General features: G+C 74.3%; 8 protein-coding genes. 1 reads left to right on the forward strand and 7 read right to left on the reverse strand.

The genetic code is table 11. The annotated features are described in order from the left end of the window. Positions 1 to 27: 27 nt before the first annotated feature. The 5 genes from nirD to ACIPWA_RS09095 all read right to left on the reverse strand — a co-directional run bounded on the left by nirD (position 28) and on the right by ACIPWA_RS09095 (position 9,311). Positions 28 to 462, reverse strand: a complete 435-nt coding sequence (gene nirD / locus ACIPWA_RS09075) for a nitrite reductase small subunit NirD (protein WP_082608353.1) — start codon at positions 460 to 462, stop codon at positions 28 to 30. Beyond that, entirely contained in the window at positions 459 to 3,143 is a 2,685-nt protein-coding gene (gene nirB, locus ACIPWA_RS09080; protein ID WP_400289547.1) for a nitrite reductase large subunit NirB, read from the reverse strand. Before nirB ends, nirD begins: the two co-directional genes overlap by 4 nt. Before the next feature lie 200 nt (positions 3,144 to 3,343). After that, positions 3,344 to 5,353 carry an FAD-dependent oxidoreductase gene (locus tag ACIPWA_RS09085; protein ID WP_400289549.1) on the reverse strand — a complete coding sequence of 670 codons (2,010 nt, stop codon included), beginning with the start codon at positions 5,351 to 5,353 and terminating at the stop codon, positions 3,344 to 3,346. Next, a complete protein-coding gene (locus ACIPWA_RS09090) occupies positions 5,350 to 7,689 on the reverse strand; it encodes a molybdopterin oxidoreductase family protein (RefSeq protein WP_400289679.1) in 2,340 nt (779 codons plus the stop codon). Before ACIPWA_RS09090 ends, ACIPWA_RS09085 begins: the two co-directional genes overlap by 4 nt. A 137-nt stretch (positions 7,690 to 7,826) precedes the next feature. Continuing rightward, on the reverse strand, positions 7,827 to 9,311 hold the full coding sequence (locus ACIPWA_RS09095; protein WP_400289552.1) for an MFS transporter: 1,485 nt from the start codon (positions 9,309 to 9,311) through the stop codon (positions 7,827 to 7,829). Positions 9,312 to 9,720: 409 nt separating this feature from the next. Between ACIPWA_RS09095 and ACIPWA_RS09100 the strand changes: the two genes are divergently transcribed. Continuing rightward, the gene (locus tag ACIPWA_RS09100; RefSeq protein WP_400289554.1) at positions 9,721 to 10,095 is read left to right on the forward strand and encodes a hypothetical protein; all 375 of its coding nucleotides are present in this window, start codon (positions 9,721 to 9,723) and stop codon (positions 10,093 to 10,095) included. 78 nt (positions 10,096 to 10,173) lie between these two features. On the opposite strand, the gene ACIPWA_RS09105 is transcribed toward ACIPWA_RS09100, so the two are convergent. Then, positions 10,174 to 12,513, reverse strand: a complete 2,340-nt coding sequence (locus ACIPWA_RS09105; protein WP_400289557.1) for a choice-of-anchor A family protein — start codon at positions 12,511 to 12,513, stop codon at positions 10,174 to 10,176. A gap of 186 nt (positions 12,514 to 12,699) precedes the next feature. Next, positions 12,700 to 14,469, reverse strand: a complete 1,770-nt coding sequence (locus ACIPWA_RS09110; protein WP_400289560.1) for a siderophore-interacting protein — start codon at positions 14,467 to 14,469, stop codon at positions 12,700 to 12,702. Between the last annotated feature and the right edge of the window lie 6 nt (positions 14,470 to 14,475).

Here is a 14,475-nt window from a genome sequence, read left to right on the forward strand (position 1 = left end):
CGGGGCAGGGAGCCGGTGACCGGGCGGTCAGCACGCGGTCCCGTCCGCAGCGGGCACGCCCACGTGCACGACGCCGGCACGCACCTCGACGGGCCACGTCACCAGGTCCGGTCCCGCCGCGAGCACCGGGAGGAACCCCACGGGGTCGAGGCACACCCCGGTCTCGAGCGCGAAGACCTGCTTGTACATCGGCGACGCGACGGTCGGGACGCCCCCGCGCGTGCCCACGATCCCGCGCGACATGACGTTGGCCCCGCTGAACGGGTCGAGCTGCTGGACCGCGAGCACCCGACCGTCGGTCAGCCGGAAGAGCGCGACCTGCTGCCCGCCGACGAGCGCCGCGGCGCCGCGCTCGACCGCGAGGTCCGAGGCCCGGCAGACGGCCTCCCAGCCCGTCCCGCCCGCGCCTCGTGCCCCCGGCTCCGCCACCACGGCCTCGGAACCCCACGTGCTCGTGCTCATCTGCGTACCTCCAGAGTCGTCCCGGCGATCAGAACCCCACCCGTCGCAGCGCCCTCGCGCTCGGCGGTCGTGGCCGGTCGCGGCTGACCGCGCTCGGCGACGTACGCGAGGTCGGGGTCGGCCGTCGCGGGCGCGTTGACGAAGGAACCGAACCGCCGGAGCTTCTCGGGGTCCTCCAGGACGGCGCGCCACTCGTCCTCGTACGCGTCGACGTGACCCGCCATCGCGGCGTCGAGGTCCGCGGCGATCCCCAGGGAGTCCTCGAGGATCACCGCGCGGATCCCGTCGAGGCCGCCCTCGACCTCGTCGACCCACACCGACGTGCGCTGCAGGCGGTCCGCGGTGCGGATGTAGTACATGAGGAAGCGGTCGATCGTGCGGATCATCGTCGCGTCGTCGAGATCCTCCGCGAGGAGCCTCGCGTGCTTGGGCGTGAAGCCGCCGTTGCCACCCACGTACACGTTCCAGCCCTTGTCGGTCGCGATCACGCCGACGTCCTTGCCGCGGGCCTCGGCGCACTCGCGCGCGCACCCCGAGACCCCGAGCTTGATCTTGTGCGGCGAGCGCAGCCCGCGGTACCGCAGCTCGAGCTCGACCGCCATGCCCACCGAGTCCTGCACGCCGAACCGGCACCACGTCGACCCGACGCACGACTTCACGGTCCGCAGCGACTTGCCGTACGCCTGGCCCGACTCGAAGCCGTGCTCGACGAGCCGGCGCCAGATCAGCGGGAGCTGCTCGATCCGCGCACCGAACATGTCGATCCGCTGGCCGCCCGTGATCTTGGTGTAGAGCCCGAAGTCCTTTGCGACCTGCCCGATCACGAGCAGCCCCTCGGGCGTGATCTCCCCGCCGGGGATGCGCGGGACCACCGAGTAGGTGCCGTCCTTCTGCATGTTCGCCATGACGTGGTCGTTGGTGTCCTGGAGCGCGGCCTGCTCTCCCGACAGGATGTGACCGTTGCCCAGCGACGCCAGGATCGACGCGATGACCGGCTTGCAGATGTCGCAACCACGGCCGGGGCCCGCGGCCGGGAGCCCCGCCTGGGCGACGCCGTCGGGCGTCTCCGGCACGCCGGCAGGAACGCGACCGAACCGCGCGATGATCTCGCTGAACGTGTGCAGGTCCGCGACGCGGACCGCGTCGAAGAGCTGCGCCCGCGAGAGCTCGAAGTGCTCGCACAGCGCGTTCGAGACCTCGATGCCGGCCTTCTCGAGCTCGGTCGTCGTGATCTTCTTGACGAGCGGGAGGCACGAGCCGCAGCTCGTGCCGGCCTTGGTGCACGACTTGACCGCGGCGACGTCGGTGCACGCGTGCTCGGTCACGGCCGAGCGGATCGTGCCCGCCGTGACGTTGTTGCACGAGCAGACGGTCGCGTCGTCGGGCAGCTCGAGCCCCGCCGCGCCGCCCCCCGACGAGCCCTCGGGCAGCAGGAACGCCCCGGGGTCGCCCGGCAGCTCGCGCCCGACCATGGGACGCAGCGACGCGTACGGCGTCGCGTCGCCCACGAACACGCCGCCCAGGAGGGTCCGTGCGTCGTCGGACAGGACGAGCTTCTTGTAGACGCCCGCGACCGGGTCCGCGTAGACGAGCTCCATGGCGCCCTCGGTGCGCGCGAACGCGTCGCCGAAGCTCGCGACGTCCACGCCGCGCAGCTTGAGCTTGGTCGCGGTGTCCGCACCGGGGAACGTCGCCTCGCCGCCCAGCAGCCGGTCCACGACGACCTCGGCCATCGCGTACCCCGGGGCGACGAGCCCCAGGCACCTGCCCTCGATGCACGCGACCTCGCCGACCGCCCACACGTGCGGGTCCGGCGTCCGGCACGACAGGTCGACGACCGCGCCACCGCGCTCACCGACCGGCAGGCCCGCGTCCCGGGCCAGGTTGTCGCGCGGCCGGACGCCCGTCGCCATGACGACCACGTCGACGTCGAGCCGCCCGCCGTCCACGAAGTCGAGGCGGCCCACGTGACCCGTGGTGCGCGCGGGCCGCATCTCCTTGGTCGCGGTGCTCACGCGCACCGCGATGCCCATGTCGTTGATGAGGCGACCGAGCGCCTGCCCGCCGCCCAGGTCGATCTGGGCGTCCATGAGGTGCGTCCCGAACTGGATGACGGTCGCCTGGGCGCCGAGCGCCTTGAGCGCTCCCGCGGCCTCGAGCCCCAGGAGCCCGCCGCCGATGACGGCGCCGCGCACCGGGCGGTCGTACGACGTCCCGGCCCGCTCCTCGCGCTTGGCCTCGACCCACCCGCGCAGGGCCGCGACGTCGTCGATCGTGCGGTACACGAACACGCCCGGCAGCTCGTTGCCCGGGATCGGCGGCCGCGCCGCGTCCGAGCCCGTCGCGAGCACGAGCTCGTCGTAGTCGTGGACCCGGCCCAGGCGGTCGGTGACCTGACGCGCCTCGCGGTCGACCGAGTCGACGCGGCAGTCGCGGACCAGTCGCACGAGCGGGTCGTCCCACAGCGCGGGGTCCCCGAGGTTGAGCTCCTCGGGGTCGCGCGCCGAGAAGTAGGAGGTGAGCGCGACGCGGTCGTAGGGGTAGCGGGGTTCCTCGGCGAAGACGGTGACCCGCCACTCGCCGGCGGTGTCACGCGCACGCAGCGCCTCGACGAGGCGCTGGGCGACCATGCCGCCGCCGACGATCACGAGATGGCGGGAAGAGCTCGATGGTGTGGTCACGGGGGCTCCTGGGGGGTGCGGTCCGGGTGTCCGGGAAGCAGCTGCTGCTCCGGACACTAGAGACGCGCGGTTTCCGCGCCGCACCCTCCCCTTTGCCCCTCCGTAACGTTCTTCTCACGCGCACGGCGGGGTGCGCGTGAGAAGAGGGATCGTCGATCCGGAGGGGCGCCGGCACGGCGCTGAACCGTCGCCCGCCCAGGTCAGCCGTGGACCGGCACGGGCTCGGGGGCCCGTCCGCCCGCACGCGGCGTGGCGGACGCCGTCCCCGGCTGCTCGGGGTCGGCCTTGCGCAGCCAGTCCGCGAGCCCGCACACGACGTCCTTGCAGCCGCCGCACCCGGTCGTCGCGCGCGTCGCGCGCGCGATGTCCGTGGTGCTGCGGGCTCCCTCGCGCCAGCTCGCGACGATGTCGCCCTTGGTCACGCCGTTGCAGCTGCAGACCGTGGTCCGGTCGGGCATGTGCGTGGGGTCCGACGCCGGAGCGGCGGCCTGCGCGACGGGTTGCAGCAGGAGGTGGGCCGGGTCCGCGGGCACGGGGACCCGGCGCGTGTAGGTCGCGGTGAGGTCGGCACCGATCTGCGGGGCGCCGACCACGGTCGCCCCGACGAGGAACCCGCCCGCGACGACGACCTCGACGTGCCGCCCCGCGTCGGGGTCGGTCAGGCGGAGCGTCCGGTGGCTCGGGTCGTGGGCACGCCGCGCGCCGCACACGCCCATCGCGACGACGTCGAGCCCCGCGGCCTTGAGGCGCACCACGTCGGTCGGGGCGGTGGGGGGCGTCCTCGCCGGTGCGACCGCCGAGCCCACCGGTGTGTCGACCGACAGGGCGGCCGGCGAGTCGGCCGGGAGAGCGGATGAGGCCCCGGTCATCACCCCCTCGCCACGAGATGCGGCCAACGGGGGTGCTGGGAGGCTGCTGACCCCCGTTGGCAGCATCTCGAGCCGCTCGTCCCCGGGGCTCCTCCCACCCTGCTCGACGCCTAGCGCGATCCGCAGTGCCATGCTGGGCCGCTCGTCGTCGGTGAAGCGGACGTGGAGTCGTGCTGCGGCCCCCGAGGTGTCAGAACCTGGCCGGGGTAGAGCCCGGCCAGGTTCTGACAGCACGCGGAGGGCGAGCAGCGCCGCGAGCCGCCGCGACTGCTCCCACCCCTGCGCGATGAGCCCCGTCCCGCCCTCGGGCGGCTGCGCGCAGTCCCCGATCGCGTACACGTCGGGGTCGTCGGGGCTCGCCAGCCCGTGCCCGACGACGACGCCCCGGTCCACCGTCAGGCCCGCGGTCCGGGCGAGGGTCGCCTCGGGCACGGTCCCGCAGGCCAGCACGAGCAGGTCGGTCGGGACCTCGTCGGCGTCGTCGCCGGCGTCGGGCACGAGCACGACGCCCGCGACCGCCGCACCCCGGCCGCCCGCGCCACGCACCACGACCTCGCGCGTCCGCACCCCGGTGCGCACCGCGATCCCGAGCTCGGCGAGCGTGCGCGAGGCCGCGAGGCCCGCGTCGGGGCCGAGCTGGCGGTCCATGGGGCTCGCCCCGCCGTGGACCACGGTCACCGCGAGCCCACGTCGGGCCAGGCCGCACGCGACCTCGAGACCCAGGACGCCCGCACCGATCACGACGGCGCGGCGCGCGTTGGAGGTCGCGGCGACGATCTCGCGCGCGTCGTCGAGCGTGCGCAGCGCGTGGACCCCGGCGGGGAGCGTCCCGCCGGGCCCCGACCCGAGCCCCGGCACGTCCGGGATGCGCGCGGACGAGCCGGTCGCGAGCACCACGGCGTCGTACGGGAACGCTCCGTCGCTCGTGAGCACGGTGCGCGAGGAGCGGTCGATCGCGATCGCGGGCGCGCCGCGGTGGACCTCGGCGCGCTCGTCGCCCGTCGAGGGCAGGGTCAGCGCGCCGATGTCGGCCCGGCCCGCGACGACCTCGCTCAGCAGGACGCGGTTGTACGGGTCGTACTCCTCGTCGCCGAGCACCGTGACGCGCAAGGGCCGGGCGCGGTGCTCCTGGTCCGGGCCGGCCGTGGCCAGGAGGTCGGCGGCGAACCGCGACCCGACCATGCCGTTGCCCACCACGACGACCCGGAACGGCGCCGCGGCGGCAGGGCCTCCGCCACCGAGGGGCTCGCCGCCGCGGGCCCCTCCCCCGGGCAGGTCGTCAGAACCGGGCCGGGCCATGGCCCGGCCTGGTTCTGACAGCTCAGCAGTTCCGTCGGTCATACGACCACCTCCTCGGAGAGCTCGTGGCCCCGGCCGCGGGCCGGCGCCGCAGCCGCGCCGGGCGCCGGTCCTGAGGCCGCGCCGGGCGCCCTGCCCGGCGCAGGGTCCGACGGCAGGTCCCCGGCCGGGTCCGGCGCGACCGCGACAGCGCAGACCTTGAACTCGGGCATCCCGGAGATCGGGTCGGTCGCGTCGGTCGTGATCCGGTTGACGCTCCCGGCCCCGCTCCAGTGGAAGGGCATGAAGACCGTGTCGGGACGGATCTTGTCGCTCCAGCGCGCGGGCGCCCGGACCTCGCCCCGGCTCGACGTGAGCCGCACCGGGTCCCCGTCCTGGATGCCGAGGCGGAAGCCGAGGATCGGGTGCATCTCGACGAACGGGCCGGGCACGATCCGGTCGAGCTCGGCCACGCGGCGCGTCTGCGCGCCCGACTGGTAGTGCTGCAGCACGCGGCCCGTCACCAGGTAGACGGGAGCGTCGGGGCGGACGTCGTCGCTGGGCCCGACGTGGTCGACCGCGACCATGCGCGCCCGGCCGTCGGGGGTGTGGAAGCGGTCGAGGAACAGTCGCGGGGTGCCGGGGTGCGCCCCTCGCCCGGCCGGGTTGTCAGAAGCTCCCCGGTCCCCAGCCCGGCCTGGTTCTGACAACCGAGCAGGCACGGCCGGCACGGGCCAGAACAGTCCCGGCCCGCCCGCGGCCTCGTCGGCGTCGAGCCGCGCGTGGCTGAGCCCCGAGTAGTCCGCGACGCCGCCCGCCGAGGCCCGGGCCAGCTCGTCGAACACCTCGGCCGGGTCGAGCGGGAACGGCACGGTCGAGCCCAGGCGGCGCGCGAGCTCGGCGAAGACCCACAGCTCGGACCGCACGCCGATCGGTGGCGTCACGGCCTGCCTGCGGCGGATCACGCGCCCCTCGAGCGAGGTCATGGTCCCCTCCTCCTCGGCCCACTGCGTCACGGGCAGCACGACGTCGGCGCGCAGCGCGGTCTCGGACGGCACCAGGTCGCACACCACGAGCAGGTCCAGGGCGTCGAGGCGCTCGGCGACCCGCGTCGCGTCCGGGGCGCTGACCAGCACGTTCGACCCGTGCACGAGCAGCGCGCGCGGCCCTCCCGGCGTCCCGAGCGAGCGCAGCAGCTCGACCGCAGGCTTGCCCGGCCCGGGCAACGACGCCGGGTCCACGCCCCACACCGCGGCGACGTGAGCGCGCGCGGCCGGGTCGTCGATCTTGCGGTAGCCCGGGAGCTGGTCGGCCTTCTGGCCGTGCTCCCGGCCGCCCTGCCCGTTGCCCTGCCCCGTGATCGCGCCGTACCCGGAGCCGGTCCGGCCGGGCAGCCCGAGCGCGAGCGCCAGGTCGATCGCGGCCGTGACGGTCGCGGTCCCCTGGGTCGACTGCTCGACGCCGCGCCCCGTCAGGACGTACGCGCCGCGCCCGCCGCGCGCGGGCGAGGCCGCGGCGAGCAGCCGCGCGACCCGGCGGAGCTCGTCGGCCGCGATCCCGCACACGGTCTCGGCGCGCTCGGGCCACCAGGCCGCGACCGCGCGGCGCACGTCGTCGACCCCGGAGACGCGCGCGGCGAGGTACTCCTCGTCCGCGAGCTCCTCGGCCCACACGACGTGCAGGAGCGCGAGCAGCACCACGAGGTCGGTGCCGGGGACGGGCTGCAGGTGGACGCCCTGGGGTGGCGCGTCCGCCGCACCGCCGGGCGCCCCCGCGCCCGTGAGCGCGGCCGTGGCCGACCGTCGCGGGTCCACGACCACGAGCCCGCCGCGCGATCGCACGCCCGCGAGGTGCTGGACCGAGGGCGGCATGGTCTCGGCCAGGTTCGAGCCGAGCAGCAGCACCGCGTCGGCCCCCGCGAGGTCCGCGAGCGGGAACGGCAGGCCACGGTCGGCACCGAACGCGCGGTTGGCGCCGGCCGCGGCGCTCGCCATGCAGAAGCGCCCGTTGTAGTCGATGTTCGCGGTCCGCAGGACCGTCCGTGCGAGCTTGCCCAGCGCGTATGCCTTCTCGTTGGTGAGTCCTCCGCCGCCGAAGACCGCGACCGCGTCGCGCCCCGACGCGGCCTGGATCTCCGTGAGGCCGCGGGCGACCCGCCCGAGCGCCTCGTCCCACGTCGCGGGCCGCAGCCCGCCGCGGGTCACGGCCCCCGCCGCGTCGACCGTGCGGTCGCGCACGAGCGGGACCGTGAGCCGGTCGTGCGCGGTGAGCAGGCTCGCGCTGGTCCAGCCCTTCTGGCACAGCCCGCCCTTGTTGGTGGGGAACTCTCGCGGTGCGACGACCACGCGGGGCGAGGCTCCGCCGTCGGGTCCACGGTCCTGCGCGGGCGTGAGCGACATGCCGCACTGCAGCGCGCAGTAGGGGCAGTGCGTGTCCGCCGCGATGCCCGACGGCGCCGCGCGCCCGGGTCGGGCGGCGGCGGCCGGGGCGCCGGCCGGGCCTGCGACGGGGACCGCGGCGGGGTGGACGACCATGCTCAGATCCCGGCCGCGGCCATGCGCGCACCCCGGCGCTGGTACACGGCCCACGTGACCACGGCCATGACCGCGTACACGCCGATGAAGATCCACAGGGCCGGGACGAGCGACCCGGCCAGGTCGTTCGAGATCGCGAAGCCGCGCGGGATGAGGAACCCGCCGAACGCCCCGATGGCTCCCGCGATGCCGATGCAGCCCGCGGCCGCCTTGCGGATCCGGGTGCGGTGGGCCGCGCGCTCGTCGTCGGGCAGGGTCCGTGCGGCGAGGTCCCCCGAGGCCGCGAAGACCGCGGGGATCATGCGGTAGGTCGCCCCGTTGCCGATGCCGGTCGCGACGAACAGCAGCAGGAAGGACCCGAAGAACAGCCCGAAGCTGTGCGACTCGAGGGCCTGGATCGCTCCGAAGGCCCCGAGCGCCATGACGCCGAACGCCACGATCGTCACGCGCGCCCCGCCGACCTTGTCGGCGATCGTCCCGCCCAGCGGCCGGGACACCGAGCCCACGAGCGCGCCGAGGAACGCGATCGAGAGCGTGACCTCGGGGAACTGGTTCTTGAGCAGCGTGGGGAACGCACCCGAGTAGCCGATGAACGACCCGAACGTCCCGATGTAGAGGAACGAGATGATCCACGTGTGCCGGTTGCGGGTCGCGGCGGCGAACGAGCGGAAGTCGGCCTTGGCGTGCGTCAGGTTGTCCATGTACCGCCACGCGAGGAACGCCGCGAGCAGGATGAACGGGATCATCATGAGCCCTGCCCGTTCGAGCGCGATGCCCGCGCCGGCGACGATCACGAGGGGCACCGCGAACTGGACCGCGGCCGTCCCGAGGTTGCCGCCCGCGGCGTTGAGCCCGAGCGCCCTGCCCTTCTCCTTCTCCGGGTAGAAGAAGGAGATGTTGGCCATCGAGGAGGCGAAGTTGCCGCCGCCGACGCCCGCGAGCGCCGCGACGAGCAGCATCACGCCGAACGGCGTCTCGGGGTTCTGCACGACGACCGCGAGCGAGACCGTGGGCACCAGGAGCAGGAGCGCGGACACGACGGTCCAGGTGCGCCCGCCGAACAGCGGGACCGCGAACGTGTACGGGATGCGCAGGGTCGCGCCCACGAGGCTGGGGACGGCGATGAGCCAGAACTGCTGGTCCACGGTGAAGGTGAAGCCGGCCGCGCCGAGCTGCGGCACGACGATCGACCACAGGGCCCACACCGCGAACCCGAGGAACTCGGCGAAGACCGAGATCCACAGGTTGCGGGTGGCGACCTTGCGGCCGCCGTCGCGCCAGAACGTGGGGTCCTCGGGGTCCCAGTGGTCGATCCAGCGCCCACGACGGTGCGGGGCGCTCTGCGGTGCGGCGCCCGGTGCGGTCTCGGTCCGCACGCCCGTGCCCGACGGCGCCGCGCTCGTCGGGAGCGCGGGCGCGGGCTGGTCGGTGGCGGGGTGGTCGATCGTGGTCGTGGTCTGCGAGGGGGGACCTGCGGGGACGGACATGGCGCCTCCTGGAGCGGGGACCTGGCGCGTCGAGCGGCGCTCGACCAGTACCCGTGACGGTAGGAAGCGCGTGTTTCCCGGGGGCGAGCCGCCCGTTTCCCGTCCGTAAGGCTTTGCGCACAGCCGTCCCCGGGGGGTTGTGAGAGGCCGCGCCGACCGATGGTCGGCACCGTGACGGGTCTGGTCGCAAGGGGTTCTGCGGCACGAACCCGGGTGTCCGGAGGGCGCCTCCGAGACACGAGCAGGAGTCCGGCGTTTCATCCTGTCCCGTCCACGGCTCCGCGGTCTAGACTCACGCCAGCCCGCGCGTCGGCCACCCCTGGAGAGGGCGCACTCCGGGGCCTCGGACGGCGTGGGCCCGCCGTCGGACCGACGTCCGACGGCCGAGACCGAGCAGAAGGATCCGCGCATGCCGCGTCAGACAATCGCAGCACTCGGAGCAGCCCACCCCCTCCGCGCCCTCTCGGCACTCGTCCGCCTCGCACGGGCCGACGGCCCCGGGGACGTCGCGAACCGCGCGACGCTGTGCCGCGTGTGCGCGTGGGACCTGGAGGAGCCGGGCTGGACCCTCGACGGGCCCACGCACGCGATCTGCGACTGCTGCGGGGCCGAGAGCGGGGTCGAGGACACCACGCCCGAGCGGATCATCGCGTACCGGCGTCGCTGGACCCGGGGTGGCCACGTCTGGTTCGACCCGTCGCGCATGCCCGCGGGCTGGTACTACGACGACGAGCTCCCGTACGACACGCAGGACCGGTGGCACGCGTCGACCCACCAGGGGTAGCCGCCGGGCAGGAACATGCAGACGCCGCCCTCCCGCCCGGTGGTGCCGGTACGGAGGGACGGCGCCTCGACCCGGGACCTACTCGCCCCCTGCGAGGTGCCTGCGGCGGGCCGCGACGATCGCGAGGCCGAGCACGACGAACAGGACCGAGACCCCCGCGAGCAGCGCGACGTCGGCACCGGTCGAGGCCAGGTCGCCGTCGGGCGTGGTCGGGACGGTGGGCGTGGGCGTCGGGGTCGGTGCGGTGTCGGCCGTGTTCGTGACCACCACCTCGGCGGTGGCGCCGCCCGCGACCACGAGCCGGTTGGTCCCCTGTCCGTCGACCGTGATCGTGGGCGTGCCCCACGTGACGCCCGGGACCCCCGGCAGCGAGATCTCCTCGAACGTGACGACCGTGCCCACCGGCAGGTCCTGGGGCCCGAGGACGAGCGTCCCGTCGGCGGGTACCTGGACGTCCTGGCTGACCGTCGTCCCGTTCACCGCGTAGGTGTAACGCACCGTGAACACGGTGTCGTCGGGCACTCGCGCGTCGCCCGCGCCCGTCAGGGCCTTGGCGATCGTGAAGCCTCCGACGGTGCTGACGTAGGTGTTGGTCACCGTGACCACGGCGGTGCCCGCCTCGCCCGTGCCGACCACGACCTGCGCCGGGTCCACGGTGGAACCCGACCACTCGAACGTTGTGCCGGAGAAGTCCCCGGGTTCGGCCACGAGCGCCGCCTCGGTGAAGCTGCACGTGCTCCCGACCGGGAACCAGGCCTCCGCTCCCCCCACGGTGGGGCGAGCCGTGGCCCCCGCGGCGACGCTCACGGTCCCCGAGGACACCGCGGGCTCGACGGCTTCTCCGTCGACGTAGGCCCCGGCCGAGCACTGCCAGTCGACGTCGAAGGTCCGGTCGCCCACGTAGCCGGCCGCAGGGCCGCTCACGACCTTGGTCACGTCGACCGTGCCGAGCAGCACGTTGGTGATGCCGATCGCGATGTCCTGACCGTCCTCGGTGATGGTGAACTCGTCGGTGACCCGCCCGTCGACCGTGAAGACGGGATCGGCCCACTGCCGGTCCTCGACGTCGACCGGCACGAGCTCGCCGTCCACGTCCTCGTAGACCTCGTCCAGGTTCTCGAGGATCACGCACGTGACGTCGAGCGGGAGGTTGTCGAAGACCGTGACCTCGTCGGCCTTGACGGACCACCGGGCGATGAAGATCGAGTCGTCGGCCAGCGTGCAGCGGGCCGAGCCCGTGAAGACGAGGTTCGTGAGGCCCGAGCCCGGGGCCACGTCCTTGGTCACCGTGATCGAGCCGGTCTCGGTGGGGAGCGGCGGGACGTCGTCCTCGCACGGGAACGCGTAGTTCCACGGGTAGTTGTGGTGCTCGGTGCCCGCACCCCCCATCGTGTGGTCACCGCCGACGAGGATGCGCCCGTTGGTGCTGGTGGTCGCCGTGAGGTCGATGTCCGGGCCCATGATCGACCCCATGAACTGACCGTCCTGACCGATCGACACCTGGGTGTCGCCCGTGAAGTTCCACATCAGGCTCGACGCGAAGGCCCCGAACCCGGGGAAGCCGAACGCGTCGACCCGCACGCCGTCCGTGGTGAAGTCCTGCGGCGAGAAGTCCACGGGCCCCCCGGTCACGTTGACCACGACCGAGTCGCCGTCCGGGATGCCGTTGAACTGGAGCGCGGTCGCCCCGTCGAGCGTCGCCGCGTCGATCTCGAAGACCTGGAGCCCCGGGTGGGCGGGGTCGTCGGCTCCCGCCGTGAAGACCACGGTGCCGTCCGAGCGGGCCACCGTGCCGTTCGCCGCGAGTGCGGCCAGCTCGCCCGAGACGTCGATCATCTCCTGAGGGAAGACGTCCGGGTCGTACGGGGACAGTGCAGGGCCCTGCCCCATGTTCTCGATGGCTCCCGCGCCGTTCGTCAGGAGCCGGGAGTCGTCGTCGATCACGCCGCCGACGTGCACCGCGCCTCCCCCGGCGGTCCCGGCACCGACGTCGACCGCCGAGGTCGGGCCGATGGTCAGGTCGCCGCCCACGGCCAGCATGGTCGATCCGGGCGTGGGTACCGAGCCCGAGCCCGCACCCACGACGCCGACGTTGAAGATCCCCTCCCGCTCGAAGCTCGCGTCCCCGTGGACGACCATCAGGCCCTCCGACTCGGCCGCGTCCTCGTTCGCCGTGAAGTCCCCGCCGACATAGACCGCGACCGCGTTGTCCGTGAACAGCGGCGGCCCGACGGTCCCGTCCGAGTCCCCGGTCGGGCACGTCGGCAGCTGGTCGGCCGCAGCGGGGGCGACGAACGGCCCCAGGGCCGCGGCCCCGAAGGTCATGACCACCCCGAGCACGAGCACCGACGTCGAGGCGACCAGCCTCCGGCGCGTGGGCGCCACCGCTCGTCCGAACCGGGAGGTCTCAACGGTCATGGCACGCCCTTCCTCGTCGCGTGGTGACAGTCTCGGGTGGAGAGGTGGACCGGGCAACCGGTAGGTGTTCGCCGGGCGGGCCGGGCCCGGCGAGGAGGCCGGGTACGACCGGCGTCTCTCCGCGCCCGACGGCGGCCCGCACCTTCACAGCGAAGGTGCGGGCCGCCGTCGGGCGCGGTCCTCTCGTCAGGCGCCCGTGCGCGTGAGCTCGAACGCCTCGAAGGTCCACCCCAGCGAGGTGTGCCGGACCAGGTCCCAGCCGGAGTCCCCGGCCAGCGCGACGATGCGCTCGGGCGTGCGGGACGGCGAGCCCGTGCCCGACAGCCGGAGCAGCAGGTGCTCGGCCTCGTGGTCCGTCGGGACCACGGTCGGGTCGGTGAGCTCCTCGACGACGAGCAGACGATCGGCGCTCGCCGCCGCCTGCGCGAGGAGCGCACGCACCTCGTCGTCGGTCCGGTAGCGCAGAGCGAGCGCGGCCACGACGAGGTCGCTGCGCTCGAAGCCGTGCTCGACCCGGACCTCGGCGCTCGCGATCTCCTCGCGCAGCACCGCGGCGGGGACGGGCGGCTCGACGACCGTGAACCGGACGTCTGCCAGCCCCTCGGTCGCGACCAGCGTCGGGGCACCGATCCCCGTCACCGTCACGGCCCGGGCCCCCTGCCAGGAAGCGAGCGCCGGGAGCCCTCGGACCACGAACGGGAATCCGCGAGCCTCGCCGAGCTGGTCGGCGAACAGCTCCCGGTCGTCCTGGAGGTCGGCCCAGAGCGAGCGACCATGATGACGCGCATAGGCGCTCTGGCCGGCACCCACCGCGGGACCGAGCTCCGCGAGCGCGGCGAGCGCGCGGCCCTCGAGGCCGTCGTCGTGCTCCCCGCGAAGCTCGTCCTCGTCGAGCACGAGCTCCCCCACGGGTCCGAGCCGGACTGCCTCTCCGTCACGCAGGAGGACCTCGATCACGACCAGGTAGTCGACGAGGGCCTCGATGGCCTGGTCGGCGATCCCCAGGGCGTCGGCGAGCGCCCCGACGGGGCGCGGCGCGTCGGCCACCGCGTCGAGCAGGCCGAGCGACAGCGCGGCGCGGCTCGCGAACCACGGCACGGGCGAGAGCAGCACGTGCGGGTCCGTGGGCGCGGGACCCGAGACCTCGGCCGTGCTCACGGCCGCCGGCTGCTCGGTCCAGTAGCCCGTGACGTTCTGGTGCGACTTGGGGACCCCGCGGTCCCGCGCGAGCCAGCGGCGCAGCGGCAGCAGCGACCGGCCCTCACCCGCCGCCCAGGCGTACACGCTCCCGGGCCACCAGTCGACCGCGGTCACCGCAGTGCTCAGCGCGGAAGGTGCGTGCTCACCGATCACCGACCAGCGGACGGTGTCCCGCTCGCGCAGGTCGAGCTCCTGGACGGCCTCCGGGTGACGGACCTCGAGCACGACCTGGACCGGGGACTCGGTCGGTCGCTCCGCGAGGAAGCGGACGACGGACGGGATCGCGGTCTCGTCGCCCGCGAGCAGCACCCAGTCGATGCCCTCGGGCAGGACGACCGAGGCCTTGGGCCCCGCGATGTGCAGTGCGTCCCCGACCTGCGCCTTCTCGGCCCAGGTCGCAGCGGGGCCGTCGCCGTGGCGGACGAAGTCGAGGTCGAGCTCGCGCGCGACCGGGTCCCAGCGGCTCGGCGTGTAGTCGCGCATGCGGCGGTGCGGGGCCTCGGGCCAGTCGATGCTCTGCGCGCGCTGCACGGGCAGCGCGGACTCGATGTCCCCGCCCTCGGCGAGCACGAGCTTGACGTGGTCGTCGAAGCCCGTGCTCACCAGGGCCGGCAGGTCCAGCCCGTCGCGCTCGAAGCCCGCGAGCTCGTGGCCCGTGAGGGTAACGCGCCGCATCCGCGGGTTGAGGTCGACGACCTCCTTGACCTCGAGACGTCGCAGGACGATGGGGTGGGTGACGTGCTGGTGCTGGGCCATCGGGAG

Origin of the sequence: Oerskovia enterophila (assembly GCF_044748475.1) — a bacterium.
GTDB classification, from domain to species: Bacteria; Actinomycetota; Actinomycetes; order Actinomycetales; family Cellulomonadaceae; genus Oerskovia; species Oerskovia enterophila.

Coding starts and splice junctions, on each gene's coding strand:
- ACIPWA_RS09095 (WP_400289552.1), bottom strand. CDS start 9,311: ATGTCCGTCCCCGCAGGTCCCCCCTCGCAGACCACGACCACGATCGAC.
- ACIPWA_RS09100 (WP_400289554.1), top strand. CDS start 9,721: ATGCCGCGTCAGACAATCGCAGCACTCGGAGCAGCCCACCCCCTCCGC.
- nirD (WP_082608353.1), bottom strand. CDS start 462: ATGAGCACGAGCACGTGGGGTTCCGAGGCCGTGGTGGCGGAGCCGGGG.
- ACIPWA_RS09090 (WP_400289679.1), bottom strand. CDS start 7,689: ATGTCGCTCACGCCCGCGCAGGACCGTGGACCCGACGGCGGAGCCTCG.
- ACIPWA_RS09085 (WP_400289549.1), bottom strand. CDS start 5,353: ATGACCGACGGAACTGCTGAGCTGTCAGAACCAGGCCGGGCCATGGCC.
- ACIPWA_RS09105 (WP_400289557.1), bottom strand. CDS start 12,513: ATGACCGTTGAGACCTCCCGGTTCGGACGAGCGGTGGCGCCCACGCGC.
- ACIPWA_RS09110 (WP_400289560.1), bottom strand. CDS start 14,469: ATGGCCCAGCACCAGCACGTCACCCACCCCATCGTCCTGCGACGTCTC.